Raw genomic sequence first — 13,034 nt, 5'->3', positions numbered from 1 at the left:
CCTGGTGGCGCTCTCGGTGATCGAGTTCCTCCCCTTCCTGCGCCCGCCGGCCGGTCTCGAGCGGCTGCTCCTCCCCGTGCGCCGCGCGGTCGCACCCTTCCGCTCCGTCAACTCCTACCACCTCTTCGCGCACATGACGCTCGTGCGCCGCGAGGCCGTGATCGAGGGCTCCGCGGACGGCGCGACCTGGCTGCCCTACGAGTTCCGCTACAAGCCGGGCGACCCCGAGCGGGCCCCGCCCTTCGTCGCTCCGCATCAGCCGCGGGTCGACTTCCAGCTCTGGTTCCTGCTCCTCGGCCCGCGGCCCGGCGCGCGCTACTTCGACACGCTGCTCGCGCGCCTGCTGACGGCCCCGGAGGCCGTGGCGCCGCTCTTCGCCCGCGACCCGTTCCCGACGACGCCGCCCCGTTTCGTGCGGGTCGCGATCTACCGCTACCGGTTCACCGACGCCGCCACGCGGCACGCGACCGGCGCCTGGTGGGAACGCGAGCTCGAGGGCCGCTCGCGGCCGCTCGCCGCCGAGAGCCTCCACCGCTGATCACGACCTCTCACTCGTCGGCGGGCCGCCAGCGGCCGCCCTGCAGCACGAGCCGGCGCGGCGGCGCCGCGTTCGCCGGGTAGCGGATGGCCGTGACCGAGCCGTCCTGCACGATCTCGGGCGTGACGGCCCGCACGACGCGCCCCGCGGCGTCGGCGAGCACGGCGTCGATCGACGGGAAGCGCGCCAGGTCGTCGAGCGTGCGCACGGTGGGCGGGATGAGCACGATGCGGCCCGCCTCGTAGGCGGCGAGCGCCGCGCGCGGGCTCATCCACGCGCAGCTCACGGTCTCGGTCCCGTCGGCGACCGGCTCCTGCCCGGCGGGGAGCCGCCCGACCAGGAAACGCGTGTCCCAGCGGCGGGGGTTCGTGACCGGCGTGATCCAGCGCGCGAAGTAGAAGAGCGCCTCGGTCGCGGGCACGAGACCGGCCGCGGCGAGGACGCGTCCGAAGGGCTCGCCGGCCGCCACCCGCGCGCGGAGCGCCGCCAGCTCGGGCGCGAGGGGGCCCTCGAGGAGGCGGCCGTCGCGGGCGGCGAGGAGGAGGCCCGTCTCCTCGAGCAGCTCGCGCAGCGCCGCGACCCAGTACGCGAGCGCCGCGGGCGGGCGGTCGCCCTCGCCCGGGGGCGCCCAGCGCTGCGCGCCGGGCAGGCGCGCGCCCGGCGCGTCGGCGTCGCCGGGATCGACGACGCCGCCGGGGAAGGCCGTGGCGCCGGGGAAGGCGATGCTGCCGTGGCGCTCGAGGAGGAGGACCGAGAACGGGCCGGCCCCGTCGCGCGGCGCACCGAGCAGGATGACGGTGCTCGACGGGCGCGGCATGGCCGGGGTGGGCGGGGGCACGGGGCGAGCATAGTCGCCTCGCCGCGCGAGTCCAGGGGAACACTTGAATCGGCGGCGGGCCCGCGGCACACCCGGTACGATGATCGAGGTCTGCGACGTGTCGCGCTTCTATCGGCGCGGCGCGGACGTGGTGCACGCGCTCGAGCACGTGAGCCTCCACATCCCCGCCGGGCGGTTCGTAGCGCTCGTGGGTCCCTCGGGGTCGGGCAAGTCGACCCTGCTCAACCTGCTCGCCGGCCTCGACCGGCCCGATGCGGGCGAGGTGGTGGTCGCCGGCCAGGCCCTCTCCGGGCTCGACGAGGACGGCCTCGCGGCCTGGCGCGCGCGGCACGTGGGCTTCGTCTTCCAGTTCTACAACCTGATCCCGGTGTTGAGCGCGATCGAGAACGTCGAGCTGCCGCTCCTGCTGACCCGCCTGCCGCGCGCCGAGCGGCGCCGGCGGGCGGAGATCGCGCTCGGGGCCGTCGGCCTGGCCGCACGCCGGCACCACCGCCCCCAGCAGCTCTCCGGCGGCGAGCAGCAGCGCGTCGCGATCGCGCGCGCCATCGTGGCCGATCCCGACCTGATCGTCGCCGACGAGCCGACCGGCGACCTCGACGCGAAGTCGGCCGTCGAGATCCTCACCCTGCTCGGCGAGTTGAAGCGGGCCTTCGAGAAGACCGTGGTCATGGTGACGCACGACCCGCGCGCCGAGCGCTTCGTCGACCAGGTGATCCGCCTCGACAAGGGCGTGCTCGTGAACGGGACGGGAGACGCGCCGTGACCTACCCCCGCCTGGTCTGGAAGAACCTCCTCCGCCACCCCCTGCGCACGGTCTTCACCACCCTCGCGATCGCGCTCTCGATCTTCCTCGTGTGCGCGGTGCTGACGCTGCCGGGGGCGCTCGACGCGGTGCTCGGCCGCGCCTCCTCGAACCTCCGGATCACGGTCCACCACAAGGCGGGGCTCACGTACTGGCTGCCCTTCGCCTTCGTGCAGAAGGTGCGCAGCCTGCCCGGGGTCGCCGGCGTGGGCCACTACTCCTGGTTCGGAGGCATCTACGACGAGCCGAAGAACCTCTTCCCGAACTTCGCCATGGACCCGGACTCGGTCGAACAGGTGTGGCCCGACTACGGCATCGACCCGGCGGCGGTCGCGCGCTTCCGGAAGACGCGGAACGGCGCGCTGGTGGGCGAGACGACCATGCGCAAGTTCGGCTGGCGCATCGGACAGGAGGTCACGCTGCGCGGCACGCTCTTCCCGGTCGACCTCGCCTTCCAGCTGGTGGGCGTGATCCCCGCCGCGAGCGGCAACGGGGTCGTCTTCTGGTTCAACCGCAAGTACCTCGAGGAGGCGATGGAGGAGCGCGGCGGCATGCGCAACGTCGGCATGATCTGGATCCGCGCAGGCCGGCCGGAGGACGTGCCCGGGATCATGCACGCGGTGGACGCGCTCTTCCGGAACTCGGAGGCCGAGACCGCGAGCGAGACCGAGAAGTCCTTCTACGTGAGCTTCTTCAGCGCGCTGAACGGCTTCATCCGGGTCATCCTGGTGGTGGGCTTCCTGGTGGTCGGCGCGGTCGTGCTGATCGCCGCCAACACGAGCGCCATGGGCGTGCGCGAGCGCGTCCCGGAGATCGCCATCCTGAAGAGCCTCGGCTTCCAACGCCGCCCGATCCTGCTCGCGCTGCTCGCCGAGTCGACGCTCCAGGCGGGCCTCGGCGGACTGCTCGGCGCGGGCGGGGCGTACGCGCTCTTCACGGCGCTCGCGGCGGCGGGGAAGACGGGCGGCGGCGTGCCCTTCCTCGGCCCCCTCGCGAGCTTCCGCATGTCGCTCCCGGTCGCGGCCGAGGGGCTCGCGGTCGCGCTCGCCGTCGGGTTCGTCGCCGGCCTCGTGCCGGCGTGGAACGGGGCGCGGCTCAACGTCGTGGAGGCGCTCCGCCGCCTCTTCTGAGCATGCCGATCCCGCTCTCCTACAACGTCCGCAACCTCCTCGTCCGGCGCTGGACGACCGCCTTCACCGCGGGCGGCATCGCGCTCGTCGTGGCAGCCACCATGCTGCTCTCGGCGCTGGTCGGGGGGCTCAAGCAGATGCTGGTCGCCACCGGCGAGCCCGACAACCTGATCGTCCTCCGCAAGGGCGCCACCAGCGACGGCTCGAGCCAGATCCCGCGCGAGGCGGCGCAGGCGCTGCGCGCGCTCGCGGGCGTGGCGGCCGGGCCGGACGGCGCCCCGCTCGCCTCGCGCGAGATCGTGAACCAGCCGTTCCTCCGCACCGCCGGCGGCGGGCGGGAGAACGTCCTCGTGCGCGGCGTCGAGCCGGCCGCGTTCGGCGTGCATCCCGCGGTCCGGCTCGTCGCCGGGCGCGTCTTCCGCCCGAACCTCGGCGAGGTGGTGATGGGCTCCGGCGCCTTCGGGCGCTACGCGGGCGGACGGCTCGGCAGCCGGCTCGCCTTCGGCCGCCGCGCCTGGACGGTGGTCGGCGTCTTCGACTCCGGGGGCACCGCCTTCGACAGCGAGATCTGGGCCGACGTGAACGACGTGCAGGCCGACACGCGCCGGGACGGCTATTCGGGCGTCCGCCTGCGCGTCGCGCCGGGGGCCGACCGGCCGGCGCTCGTGCGGCGCATCGCCGACGACGCGCGCTTCACGCTCGAGGCGAAGCCGGAGGTGAGCTACTACCGCGAGCAGGCCGAGAGCGCGAACACGCTCTACGTGCTCGTCCTGACCCTCGCCGTGGTGATGGCGACGGGGGCCGTGTTCGGCGCGCTCAACACCATGTACGCGGCGGTGGCGAGCCGCACGGCCGAGATCGGCACGCTGCGCGCGCTCGGCTTCGGGCGGGATGCGATCCTGGCCTCCTTCTTGACCGAGTCCCTTCTCCTCGCCGCGGGCGGACTCGCGGCCGGCGTGCTCCTCGCCGCGCTCGCGGTCTTCGCCATCAACACGTTGCTCTCCGGCGTGCAGTTCAGCATGATGACCTTCAGCGTGGCGACCGTGCTCCTCCGCCTCTCGCCGGGAGGCGCGGCCCTCGGCCTCCTCTTCGCCGCGGCCATCGGCGTGCTGGGCGGCCTCGCGCCGGCCTGGCGTGCGGCGCATCTGCGCGTGGTCGACGCGCTCCACCGCGCCTGATGGCCGAGACGGCCGAGCGGCTCCGCCGGAGCCTCGCGGCGCTCCGGCTCGAGCGCGGCGGGCCGGCGGGGCGCCCGCGGCGCCGGCGCTGGGTCTGGGCTGCCGCCGGCGTCGCCCTCCTCGTGCTCGTCGCGGGCGGCGTGCGGCTCCGGCACGGTCGCGCCGCGGCGGTCGAGGTGGCGCAGGCGAGCGTGCCCGAGGCGGGGCCGGGTGGCGAGGCGAGCGTGCCCATCCTCTCCGGGGCGGGCTACGTGGTGAGCGCCGACCGCTACATCGCCATCGGGGTCCGCGTCGCCGGGCGCATCGACCGCTACATGGTCGAGGAGGGCGACCACGTGCAGGCCGGCGACCCGCTCGTGCAGCTCGACCCGCGCGACTACGAGGCGACGGTGCGACACGCCGAGGCGAACCTGCGCCAGGCGCGCGCCACGGCCGCGCTCAGGGAGACCCAGCTCGGGCGGGCGGGCAAGCTGGCCCGGTCCGGCGTCATCTCGCGCGACGACCTCGACCTCCGCGCGGCCGAGGCGGAGACGGCGCGCGCCGCGGTCGGCCAGGCCGAGGCCGAGCTCGCGCAGGCCCGCGTCGCGCTCGAGTACACGACGCTCCGCGCCCCGCGCCGCGGCGTCATCCTGGCCAAGCTCAAGGAGGTGGGCGAGATCGCCGTGCCGGGCGGCTTCGCTGGCTCGGGCGACCTGATCCGCATGGCCAACCTCGACGACCTGCGCGGCCAGGTCGACGTGACGGAGAGCGAGCTCGCCAAGGTCCACATGGGCCAACGCGCGGAGGCGGTGCCGGACGCGTACCCCGACCGGCGCTACCGCGCGCGCGTCGTGAAGCGCTACCCCCAGGTCGACCGCCAGAAGGGCACGCTGCGCGTCGAGGTGCAGATCGAGGAGCCCGACGACTTCCTGTGGCCCGACATGAGCGCCCGCATCACGTTCCTCGAGCCGCTCGAGGGGTCGGCGGGCCGCGCCGGCGTCCTCGTGCCGCGCGCCGCCGTGCGCGGCGAGCCGGGCGCCGCCTTCGCGTGGGTCGTCGCCGAGGGCCGCGCCCGGCGGATCGCGCTCGCGCTGGGCAGGGACTTCGGCGACCAGGTCCAGGTGACGGCTGGCCTCGCCGGCGGCGAGGCCGTGGTGGTCGGCGACCCGCCGCCGCTCCGCGACGGCCAGCCGGTCACGGTCGCCGGCGCGCGATAGGAGAAGACGCAGCGGTGCCCCCGCGACCGCGGACTGCGGTAGCGAGTACGCCCCGGGCGCGCGACCCGCGGCGCGGGGCTACCCGGCGCCGGGCCCGGGCTTCGGCTTCTTGTTCTTCCGCACGACCAGCACCTCCTGACCGTTCACCTTGACGGTGCGCCGGTCGCTCGGTGCCTCGCGCGGGGGCTTGGTAGCGGCGCGGCTCTGGCGCCACTTCCTGAGCTCCTTCTCCAGGTTCTCGAGCATCCCGCTCCTCCAGCCGGGCTACTGCCGCTGCACGAAGGTCTCGAGCGAGCGAGCCCGGTTCGGACTGCGCAGCTTGCGGAGCGCCTTGGCCTCGATCTGCCGAATGCGCTCGCGGGTCACCGCGAAGCGCTGCCCGACCTCCTCGAGGGTGTAGTCGGACTTCTCGCCGATGCCGAAGCGCAGCCGCAGGATCTGCTCCTCGCGCGGCGTGAGCGTGGCCAGGACTTTCCGGGTCTGCTCTTCGAGCGAGAGCGCCATGGCCGCGTCGGCCGGCGAGAGGGTCTGCCGATCCTCGACGAAGTCGCCGAGCGAGCTCTCCTCGTCGTCGCCGATGGGCGTCTCGAGCGACACCGGCTCCTTCACGATCTTGAGGACCTTGCGCACCTTGTCGGCCGGCATCTCCATCTGCTGCGCGATCTCCTCCGCAGTCGGCTCGCGCCCGTACTGCTGCACGAGGTAGCGGGACGTGCGGATCACCTTGTTGATGGTCTCGATCATGTGGACCGGGATGCGGATGGTGCGCGCCTGGTCGGCGATGGCGCGGCTGACCGACTGCCGGATCCACCAGGTGGCGTAGGTGGAGAACTTGTAGCCGCGCTGGTACTCGAACTTCTCGACCGCGCGCATGAGCCCGATGTTCCCCTCCTGGATCAGGTCGAGGAAGCCGAGCCCGCGGTTCGTGTAGCGCTTGGCGATCGAGACGACCAGGCGCAGGTTGGCCTCGATCAGGCGCTTCTTCCCCTCCTGCGCCTTCATCTCTCCGAGGCGAACGGTGTGGAGCGAGGTCCGCAGCGCCTCGGCCGACATGCCGACCTCGCGCAGCACCTGCTGCGACTTGCGGCGCGCCTCGCGGATCAAGTCCGCGGCCTCGACCACTTGCGCGGCGGGTGCGCGGAAGAGCCGGCTCGCGGTGCGGGCAGCATCCTTCTCGTCGCCGCGGATGCGGGCGGCGTGCTTCAGGATGTCGGCGGCGGGATGGCCGAGCCGCTGCTCGAGGCGGCGCACCTCGTGCTGGTCGGTGTCGACGAGACGCTGCGCCTCCTTCAGCTTGTCCACCAGCATCTGCACGTGCTTGGCGCCGATCTGGGTCTCGAGCAGCACCTCGCGCACCGCCTGGGCGATGATCGCGAGCCGCTTCTCGATGCGCGCGCGGCGGGCCTTCGAGGTCTTCGACCGGGCCGCTTCGGCGACCAGCTTGTCGCGCTCGCCGGCCAGGCGCTTCAGCTTGCTCACCTGCCGGAGAAACCCCTCGGCCCGCTTGTCCTCCTTGCTCTCGGCGCCCTCGGCCGGCTCGGTCTCCGGCTCGTCGTCGCCGAAGATGTGCCGCGCCTCGGTCTCCCCGCGGCGGAGCTTCTCGGCGAGCGTGAGCACGTACTGGAGCGCCAGGTCGAGCGAGAAGACGGCCTCGCGCACCTCGCGCTCGCCGCTCTCGATCTCCTTGGCGATCGCGACCTCCTCCTCGCGGGTCAGGAGGGGCACGCCGCCCATCTCCTGGAGGTACATGCGCACCGGGTCGGCGGTCTCGCCGGGCGCCCGCTCGGCCGCTTCCTCGGGCTCGGGCTCCGCCTCGGTCCACTCGGGCTCGACCGCCTTCTCCGGCTCCTCGGCCAGCGGCGTCTCCTCGACCGCGGAATCGACCTCGATGTCCATGTCGCCGAGCATCGAGACGACCTGGTCGAGCTCCTCGGGCGCCGTACCGTCGGTGGCGGCCTCGCGCCGGTCGTGTCCCTCGGCGGATGCGGCCGCGGGCCGCGGCGGGCGAGGTCGCGGCGCCTCCGGCTTCTTCTCGTCGACTCGCTTCTCCGGGCGCTTCACGCGAACGATCCTCGAGGGGGCCCGGGCTCCGAAGCCCGGATCAATGGCCTGGACCAAGGGCTCGGCAGGTGGTGGGGAATGGGATGGGCTCGCCCGGTGTCCGAAACGTTCCGTCCGACGGGTAAGGGCGCCCGGGCCTCAGTCGGCCAACCTAATCGCGGTGCCGGAAGGAGTCAAGGGGAAATTTTCGCTACCCCCGGCCAGGCCCCGTGCCCGGGCCTCCGGCACCCGCCGCAGGCGGGGCGAAGTTCGGCTCGCGCTGGGTTTTCCTTCTATACGCCCGCGGCCAGGCGCTTTCCACCGCCGGGCGCGGGCCGGTATGCTCCCTCGCCGTGCGCCCCCTGGCCTTCATCGGCGGGACGGGGCCCCAGGGACTCGGCCTCGCGCTCCGCTTCGCCGCCGCGGGCGCGCCGGTCGTGATCGGCTCGCGCGCGGCGGAGCGGGCCGCCGCGGCAGCCGAGACCATTCGCGCCGCCGTGCCCGGGGCCAGCGTGCGCGGACACGAGAACGCCGAGGCGATGGCGCGCTCGGAGCGCCTGGTCCTCACCTTCCCGTTCGCGGGGCTGGCGGGCTTCCTCGCCCAGGCGCGCGAGGCGCTCGCCGGGAAGCTCGTGATCGACGTCATCGTCCCGCTCGCGGTCCGCGACGGCTTCTTCGAGCTGACGCCCGTGGGGGGCGCGGCCTCGGTAGGCGAGCTGATCCAGCAGACGATACCCGCCGCCCGGGTCGTCAGCGCGTTCAAGAACCACTCGGCGGAGAAGCTCCGCGACCTCGCCGTGCCGCTCGAGGGCGACGTCCTCCTGTGCGGCAACGAGGCCGCGGCGCGGGCCGAGGTGGCAGCGCTGGTCGGGCTCCTCCCCGGGCTCCGCGCCGTGGACGCCGGGGGGATCGCCAACGCGCGCTGGCTGGAGGCCATCACCGCGCTGCTCCTCAATCTGAACCGCCGGCACAAGGCGCGCGCCACGATCGCCATCCTCGGGATGCCGCCGACCTGAGACGCTCGTCAACCTGGCGCCGGTCGTCTCGATCGGCGGGCGGGGTCAGGGGCGCCTGCCCGGACCGACCGCCTGCCGCTCGCGCTCGCGCAGGTCGACGCGCCGGATCTTCCCGCTCACCGTCTTGGGCAGGCTCTCCACGAACTCGACCGCGCGCGGGTACTTGTAGGGCGCCGTGACCCGCTTCACGTGCTCCTGGAGCTCGCGGACCAGCGCCTCGCCGGGCGCGTGCCCCGGGCGCAGCACGACGAAGGCCTTCACGATCTCGCCGCGCACCGGGTCGGGGCTCGCGACCACGGCCGATTCCACCACCGCCGGGTGCTCGAGCAGCGCGCTCTCCACCTCGAAGGGGCCGATGCGGTAGCCGGCGGAGATGATGACGTCGTCGGCGCGGCCGACGAACCAGAGGTAGCCGTCCTCGTCGCGGCTGGCGCGGTCGCCGGTGACATACCATTCGCCGCGCCGGCAGGCCGCCGTCTCCTCGGGGTCCTTCCAGTACTCGCGGAAGAGCGAGGGCGGGTTGCCGCCGAGCGCGAGGTCGCCGACCCCGCCGGGCGGCAGCTCCGCGCCGTCCTCGCCGATCACGCGCAGATCGTGGCCGGGGAACGGCTTCCCCATCGAGCCGGGGCGGATCGGGAGCCCGGGCAGGTTCGCGGCGAGGAGGATCGTCTCGGTCTGCCCGTAGCCGTCGTGGATCAGGAGCCCGAAGGCATCGTGCCAGGCATGGATCACCTCGGGGTTGAGCGGCTCGCCGGCGCCCGTGCAGTGGCGGAGGCGGGGCAGATGGCGGCGCTTCAGGTCCTGCTTCACGAGCAGACGGTACTCGGTGGGCGGCGCGCAGAAGACCGACACGTCGTAGCGGGCGAGCAGGTCGAGCTCGCGCTCGGGGTCGAAACGGCCGTTGAACATGAAGACCGGCACGCCGTTCATCCACGGGCCGAAGAGGACGCCGTAGGCCGCCTTGGCCCAGCCGGTGTCCGAGGTCGTCCAGTGGAGGTCCGTGCGCTGGAGGTCGAGCCAGTACTCGCCGGTGTAGCGGTGCGCGAAGGTGTAGGCGTGGGTGTGGAGCACCGCCTTCGGCTCCCTGGTCGTGCCCGAGGTGTAGAAGCAAAGCGCGGGCTCGTCGCTGCGCGTGCGGGCGGGAACGCCGCTCGACGCGGCGCGGGCGAGGAGCCTGTCCAGATCGTGCCAGCCGGCGGGCCCGCCGCCGAGCGCGACGCGCACGGTGAGCCCCGGGACGTCGGCGAGCGCCTTCTCCACCTCGGGCACCTGCTCGAGCGCGGTGACGATTGCCTTGGCGCCGCTGTGGCGGGCGCGATAGGCGACGTCCTTGGCGCGCAGCGAGGCGGTGCACGGGACGACGAGCGCGCCCAGCTTCAAGCCGCCCACGATGGCCGCCTGCCATGCCGGGACGCGCGGCAGCATCACCATCACCGGGTCGCCGCGCCCGACGCCGAGCCCCGCGAGCGCGTTCATGCAGCGGTTCGACGCCTGCTTCACGTCCCAGAAGGTGTGGCGCTCGCGCCGCCCCGCCTCGTCCTCCCAGTAGAGCGCGGCGCGGCTGCGGTCCGTCGCCCACGCGTCGACGAGGGCGCCGAAGTTGAACTCCTCGGGTATGGCCCAGCGGAAGGCCGCCACCAGGTCCGTGTAGCGGCGCCCGACGGTGATCACGACGCCGCCCGGCCCCGGCGCGCCGAGGCCTCGATGTACTTGCGCGACACCGGCGAGAGGTCGTCGGGGCGCACGATCGCCTCGATCACGACGAAGGAGTCGAGGCGCGCCGCCGCGGCGAGCGCGGCGCGCAGCTCGTCCACGCGCTCGACGTAGAAGCCGCGCCCGCCCCAGTCGTCGGCGAGGCGGGCGTAGGGCCAGGGGGGGACGTCGAGCAGCTCGGCGCGGGCGACCACGGGGCGGAAGATCTGCCATCCGCCGTTGTTCACGACCAGCACGATGGGGCTGAGGCCGAAGCGCGGCGCCTGCGCGATCTCCGGCCCGGTCATCTGGAAGGCGCCGTCGCCCGAGAGGACGAGCGGCCGCGCCCCCGTGCCGAGCTGCGCGCCGAGGGCGCCCGGCACGCCGAAGCCCATGGAGGCGTAGTAGCCCTGCGCGAGGTAGCCTCCGCCCCGCTCGACGCGCACGTCGAGGCCGGCGAAGAGCATGTCGCCCGACTCGGCAACCACCATGTAGCCGCGGCGGCCGCGGAGAAAGCGGTTCACCTCGTGCAGCACGTCGGTCACGCGGAGCCGCCGCTTCGTCTCCGCCGGCTGGGGCGGCAGGTTGTCGCAGTAACGGACCTTCTCCTCGTGGCGGCTGAGCCGCGCGCGCAGCAGGCCCCGCACGAAGTCGCGGATGTGCACGTCCGTGTAGGTGTGGAAGCTCACGTTGACGCGCCCGCCCACGGCCCAGATGGAGCGGTCGCGGGTGATCTGCGGCGGGCGGCTGCCGAGGTTCATGTCGGTGAGCAGCGTGCCCAGGTTGAGGACCAGGTCCGCCCGATCGACGCGCTTCACGATGGGGGGCGGGCTGAGCGGGCCGATGTGCACGCCCATGAAGAGCGGGTGGTCCATCGGGAAGGCGCCCTTGCCGAGCACGGTGGTCGTGACCGGCGCGCCCATGCGCTCGGCCAGCGCGCGGACGTCCCGGTGGAGCTTGTAGCGGAACGTCTCGATGCCGATCATGGTGAGCGGGCGGCGCGCGGCGTTGAAGCGCTCCGCCGTCTCGCGCACCGCCTCGTCCACGCGCCGCTCGTCGGAGCGGCCGAAGTGGAGCGCGCCGTCCCACTCCATGAGGGGACGCGGCACCCGGATGGGGCGCTCCACCATGTCGCGGTGGATCTCCAGGTAGCCGGGGCGCTGCTCGCGCCACACGGTGCGCACCACCTCGTCCACGCTCTCGGCCGCGGTGGCGGCGTCGTCGATCACGCGTGCCGCGCAGGTGAGCTCCTGGTAGATGCGGAGCTGCGACTCGATCTCCTTCGCCTGGTGATGGATGAGCATGCCGAGCTTGCGCTCCTCCTCGCCCGGCCCGCCGGAGAGGACCAGCACCGGTACGCGCTCCGAGAACGAGCCCGCCACCGGGTTCACCATGTTGTGCCCGCCCGCCCCGTAGGTGACGCACACCACGCCGATCCGTCCCGTGGCGCGCGCGTAGCCGTCGGCCGCGAAGCCGACGCCCGGCTCGTGCGAGAGCGTGACGATCTTGAGGCCGCGCGGCTTCCCGAGGCGCGAGAAGAGGCGCAGCACGAGGTCGCCCGGGATGCCGAAGAGGTGCGTGACGCCGATCTTCTGGAGGTAGGCGACCAGGAAGTCGCCGAGCGGCATGGTCGGGCGCACGCGGGACTTCTAGCCGAAAAACTCCTCGACGTCGCCCGAGGCGACGGTGACGGTGCACATCTCGCGCCCGCGGAAGATCTTGAGCGTGACCGACTCGCCCGGGCGGTGGGCCCAGAGGAGCCGGTAGAGCGAGCGGCGGTCGCCCACGTCCTGGCCGTCGACGGCGAGGACGACGTCGCCCGCCTTGAGACCCGCCTGCTCGCCGGGGCCGCCGGGGAGGAGCCCGGCGATGACGACGTGGTCCTTCACGGCGTAGCAGAAGATGCCGAGCCAGGCGCGCGTGGTGGCCGACGGCGCGCGCCCCCCGAGCAGCGCGTCCCGCCCGTCCAGGTAGTAGTCGGCGGGGATCGAGAGCGAGAAGCGCCCGATCTCGTTCAGGTTGAGCGAGACCACGCCCAGGACGCGCCCCTGCGTGTCGAGCAGGGGACCGCCGCCGAGCCCGGGGTTCATGGCGGTGGTCATGACGGCCCGGTCGAGGACGTACTCCCAGTTGGCGTCGAAGGGACCGATGTAGCTGACCGCGCCGCTCGCCACGCGCACCCCGCCCTCGCCGACGCTGGCGACGATGAACGCGTCGTCGCCGGGCGCGAGGTCCGTCGTGCGGCGAAGCGGCAGCGCCGGCAAGTGCTCCTCCGGGATGCGCACCAGGGCGAGACCCGACGCGTAATCGTGCCGGACGAGCTCGGCGACGTAGGCGCGCTGGTCGAGGAGCGTGACGCGCACCTGCTCCGCGCCGAGCACCACGTAGTTGACGGTGAGGACGAGGCCCGAGGAGTCGACGACCGTGCCGGAGCCCATGCGCTCGGTGCCGAGGATGCGCGCCGAGGGATGCGACTCGGGGATGCGCGACTGGAGATGGACCGTCGAGGGGAGCACCCGCTCGATGAGAGCGACGGCGGCATTCACGAGGCCGACGCTAGACGCTCGATCAGCGGGACGCAAGCGCGGACGCGAAACATCGGCG

Annotated in this window: 11 protein-coding genes; 6 read left to right on the top strand and 5 right to left on the bottom strand. The window is 73.6% G+C overall.

Annotated elements, in window-relative coordinates; genetic code table 11:
- The first annotated feature begins 1 nt into the window (after nt 1).
- Nucleotides 2-538, top strand: coding sequence for a lipase maturation factor family protein (locus tag E6J59_01650; protein ID TMB23590.1), 537 nt, complete (start codon nt 2-4; stop codon nt 536-538).
- A gap of 10 nt (nt 539-548) precedes the next feature.
- Here the strand turns inward: E6J59_01650 and E6J59_01645 are convergent, their stop codons facing one another.
- A complete protein-coding gene (locus E6J59_01645; GenBank protein ID TMB23589.1) occupies nt 549-1,376 on the bottom strand; it encodes an NUDIX hydrolase in 828 nt (275 codons plus the stop codon).
- A gap of 79 nt (nt 1,377-1,455) precedes the next feature.
- On the opposite strand from E6J59_01645, the gene E6J59_01640 reads away from it, so the two are divergent.
- From E6J59_01640 to E6J59_01625, 4 genes are read left to right on the top strand one after another with little or no spacing between them, the layout of a single operon-like run.
- Nucleotides 1,456-2,139 carry an ABC transporter ATP-binding protein gene (locus E6J59_01640; protein ID TMB23588.1) on the top strand — a complete coding sequence of 228 codons (684 nt, stop codon included), beginning with the start codon at nt 1,456-1,458 and terminating at the stop codon, nt 2,137-2,139.
- Complete coding sequence (locus E6J59_01635) at nt 2,136-3,308, top strand: ABC transporter permease (GenBank protein TMB23587.1); 1,173 nt, start codon at nt 2,136-2,138, stop codon at nt 3,306-3,308. The genes E6J59_01640 and E6J59_01635 overlap by 4 nt, the downstream gene beginning before the upstream one ends.
- 2 nt (nt 3,309-3,310) lie before the next feature.
- A complete protein-coding gene (locus E6J59_01630; GenBank protein TMB23586.1) occupies nt 3,311-4,486 on the top strand; it encodes an FtsX-like permease family protein in 1,176 nt (391 codons plus the stop codon).
- Entirely contained in the window at nt 4,486-5,682 is a 1,197-nt protein-coding gene (locus tag E6J59_01625) for an efflux RND transporter periplasmic adaptor subunit (protein TMB23585.1), read from the top strand. The genes E6J59_01630 and E6J59_01625 overlap by 1 nt, the downstream gene beginning before the upstream one ends.
- Before the next feature lie 264 nt (nt 5,683-5,946).
- On the opposite strand, the gene rpoD is transcribed toward E6J59_01625, so the two are convergent.
- On the bottom strand, nt 5,947-7,743 hold the full coding sequence (gene rpoD, locus E6J59_01620; protein ID TMB23584.1) for an RNA polymerase sigma factor RpoD: 1,797 nt from the start codon (nt 7,741-7,743) through the stop codon (nt 5,947-5,949).
- 209 nt (nt 7,744-7,952) lie between these two features.
- Between rpoD and npdG the strand changes: the two genes are divergently transcribed.
- Nucleotides 7,953-8,738 carry an NADPH-dependent F420 reductase gene (gene npdG / locus E6J59_01615; protein ID TMB23583.1) on the top strand — a complete coding sequence of 262 codons (786 nt, stop codon included), beginning with the start codon at nt 7,953-7,955 and terminating at the stop codon, nt 8,736-8,738.
- A 45-nt stretch (nt 8,739-8,783) separates the two neighbouring features.
- On the opposite strand, the gene E6J59_01610 is transcribed toward npdG, so the two are convergent.
- Genes E6J59_01610 through E6J59_01600 form a run of 3 tightly spaced genes read right to left on the bottom strand, consistent with a single transcriptional unit; the run spans nt 8,784 to nt 12,976 of the window.
- The gene (locus tag E6J59_01610; GenBank protein TMB23591.1) at nt 8,784-10,406 is read right to left on the bottom strand and encodes an acyl-CoA synthetase; all 1,623 of its coding nucleotides are present in this window, start codon (nt 10,404-10,406) and stop codon (nt 8,784-8,786) included.
- Nucleotides 10,406-12,070 carry an alpha-keto acid decarboxylase family protein gene (locus tag E6J59_01605; protein ID TMB23582.1) on the bottom strand — a complete coding sequence of 555 codons (1,665 nt, stop codon included), beginning with the start codon at nt 12,068-12,070 and terminating at the stop codon, nt 10,406-10,408. Before E6J59_01605 ends, E6J59_01610 begins: the two co-directional genes overlap by 1 nt.
- 9 nt (nt 12,071-12,079) lie before the next feature.
- Nucleotides 12,080-12,976: a serine protease gene (locus E6J59_01600; GenBank protein TMB23581.1), complete on the bottom strand. Its 897-nt coding sequence runs from the start codon at nt 12,974-12,976 to the stop codon at nt 12,080-12,082.
- Nucleotides 12,977-13,034 lie beyond the last annotated feature (58 nt).

This window comes from Deltaproteobacteria bacterium, assembly GCA_005879795.1.
Lineage (GTDB): Bacteria > Desulfobacterota > Binatia > DP-6 > DP-6 > DP-6.
This window is presented reverse-complemented; position numbering and strand designations above follow the sequence as displayed.